The organism is Roseiarcus sp., assembly GCF_052145395.1.
GTDB lineage: Bacteria > Pseudomonadota > Alphaproteobacteria > Rhizobiales > Beijerinckiaceae > Roseiarcus.
Genome location: NZ_JBKQOT010000137.1, coordinates 1 through 2,514, shown reverse-complemented (window position 1 = coordinate 2,514; position 2,514 = coordinate 1). Strand labels below are relative to the sequence as shown.

Annotated in this window: 2 protein-coding genes; both read left to right on the top strand. The window is 66.7% G+C overall.

Annotated features, from left to right (window positions below):
- Window positions 1-103 precede the first annotated feature (103 nt).
- The gene (locus ACLP25_RS04840) at window positions 104-1,921 is read left to right on the top strand and encodes an AMP-binding protein (protein WP_442468094.1); all 1,818 of its coding nucleotides are present in this window, start codon (window positions 104-106) and stop codon (window positions 1,919-1,921) included.
- Complete coding sequence (locus ACLP25_RS04835) at window positions 1,918-2,412, top strand: SDR family NAD(P)-dependent oxidoreductase (RefSeq protein WP_442468093.1); 495 nt, start codon at window positions 1,918-1,920, stop codon at window positions 2,410-2,412. The genes ACLP25_RS04840 and ACLP25_RS04835 overlap by 4 nt, the downstream gene beginning before the upstream one ends.
- Window positions 2,413-2,514: the final 102 nt, after the last annotated feature.

Sequence of the window (2,514 nt, the reverse complement as noted above, 5' to 3'; positions counted from 1 at the left end):
GCACCTGCTGGTTCGGCATGTTCGTAACGCAATCCCGGATCGCTGGTCCGGAGCCGCCGCCGGTTTTCCTTTCGACCCTTCGGGTCTCGGGTGAGGAAGACGGATGGGTCAGTCACATATCCGCGGGGGCGCTCTGATCGACCGGCTGGAAACGCTCGCGTCGACGTTGGGCGGCCATCTCGCCCAAAGTTATGTCGCATCGGGCGATCCGGACGCCGACCCGCGCGAATTGACCTTTGCGCAACTGGTCGGGGACGTGCGACGGCGCTCGAACGCGCTTTCCTTCCTCGGCGTTGCTCCGTCCGATGTCATCGCCTTCGCCGCGCCGCTTTCCGAGACTTCGTATCCGATGCTGGTTGCCGGGATGATCACGGGGACGCTTGCCCCGGTGAATTACTTCCTCGAGGCCGATGCGCTGATCCGCATTCTCGGCGCCCAGGGCGCGACGGTGTTGCTGGTCCATCGGAGTTTTGACGACGGCGCGGATATTCTCGACCGGCTGAAACGGGTCCACGAGGCGCTTCCGTCGCTTCGCTTCCTCAGTTTCGGCGTCGGCCCGGCGGTCGAGGGAGCCACCGACATCGAGAGCGTCGCGATCGCGCAAACGGCGTCAGAATGGATCACGCCCGCACGAAACCGCTCACGCGATCACGTAGTGGCGCTTTTCCATACCGGCGGCACGACCGGCCTGCCCAAGTTGGCGCCTCACACCGAGGCGATGTACGACGCCATGCTCGCCTCCTGCGGAGCGGGCGAGGGAACGGCGCCGGCCGAAACCATGCTCTCCGGCCTGCCGCTCTTCCACACCAGCGGCGCGCTTCAGGCGGGCGTCGTCCCTCTCTTCAATGGAACGCGCTTGGTGATTCCGTCGACGCGCGGGTTCCGGGACCCCAAAGTGATTGCGAATTACTGGCGCTTTGTGCGCCGCTATTCGATCACGATCGGCGCCGGCGTGCCGACAGTCCTTGCCGCCTTGACCGCGATCGAGCCCGACGGTCCGATCAGCTCCCTCAAGCGCATCGTGGTCGGCGGCGCGCCGATTGCGCGGGCGACCATCGGCCGCATCGCCGAGCTGACCAATGGCGCGGAGGTCGTCGAAGGCTGGGGCATGACGGAGACCTGCGGCTTCTCGGTGATGAACCCGCACGGCCGCACGAAGGTCGGATCGGTCGGAATCCCCTTCACTGGCGTGGAAACCGAGATTCGCAAATTCGTCGGCGGCGACGAGGTCGGACAGCGCTGCGCGGTCGACGAGGCGGGCGAACTCGTCGTGCGCGGCGACATCGTGATCAAGAGCTACTTCGTTCCGCGCCGCGGTTCGCACACCCGCGACGGCTGGCTGCGCACGGGCGATCAGGGTCGCATCGACGCCGATGGCTATCTCTGGATCACCGGCCGCCTGAAAGACATCATCATTCGCAACGGTCACAATATCGATCCGGCCGTCATAGAGGAACCGGCCTGTCAGCATCCTGCGGTGCAACTGGCCGCGGCCGTCGGCAGGCCGGACAAATATGCCGGCGAGTTGCCGGTGCTGTATGTTCAGTTGAAGCCGGGCGCGAGCGCCGCCGCCGAGGAGATCGAGGCCTTCGTGCGCGAGCGGTTCGTCGAACGCGCCGCGGCGCCCAAGGCGGTGCACATCGTCGCCGAAATTCCCTTGAGCGGCGTGGGCAAGATTTCCAAGCTCAAGATCCGTCGCGCCGCGATCGCCGCGGTCTTCCAGGAAGAGATCGACCGTCTGCCGATCGCCGCGCTGAAGATCCGCGCCCGCACGGAGGAGGACAGTCTGGCGGGCGAGCGCGTCGTCTTGTCCTGCGAGGGGTTGGGCCCGCCCGATGCCGATCGCCGTCAGATGGTGGCGCAAGCGCTGGAAGGCTACACGGTTCCCTATCGTTGGGACGAAACCGGGGGCGCCGCGTGAGCCGGCTGGCGGGAAAAGTTGCGCTGGTGACGGGCGGCGGCCGCGGCATCGGCTCGAGCCTGGTTCAGCGGTTGGCGGCCGAAGGCGCGCGGCTCGTCGTCAATGATCTCGATCCGGAGCTCGCCGGGGCCGCGGCCAAGGCCGTCCGCGACGCCGGCGGCGAGGCCATAGCCTTCGCCGGCAACGTGACGGACGCAGACTTCGCGCCGCGCTTCATCGGCGCCGCGCTGGACGCCTTCGGCGACATCCACATCCTCGTCAACAATGCGGGCTACGTGTGGAACGCTCCGTTGCACAAGATCGGCGAAGAGCAATGGGACGCGATGCAGGACGTGCACCTCAAGGCGCCGTTCCGCATCCTGAAGGAATTGCGCGGGCGCCTCGACGACCGCATCGCGCGGGAGCGCGCGGCCGGGACGCGCGTCCACCGCAAGGTGGTCAATGTCTCGTCCGTCGCGGCGACGGGGGGCACTGCCGGACAGGCGAACTAGAGCGGTTCCCTGTTACGCGACTCCATATCCGCAGTGTAGGAAGAAATTCTCGCATTCCTTGCGCGTCAGCGTTGCGCAGCATGCGACGATCGCGACGTCCAA

Excerpts from the sequence above, each read along its gene's own strand:
- ACLP25_RS04840 (WP_442468094.1), top strand. The coding sequence starts at position 104 with ATGGGTCAGTCACATATCCGCGGGGGCGCTCTGATCGACCGGCTGGAA.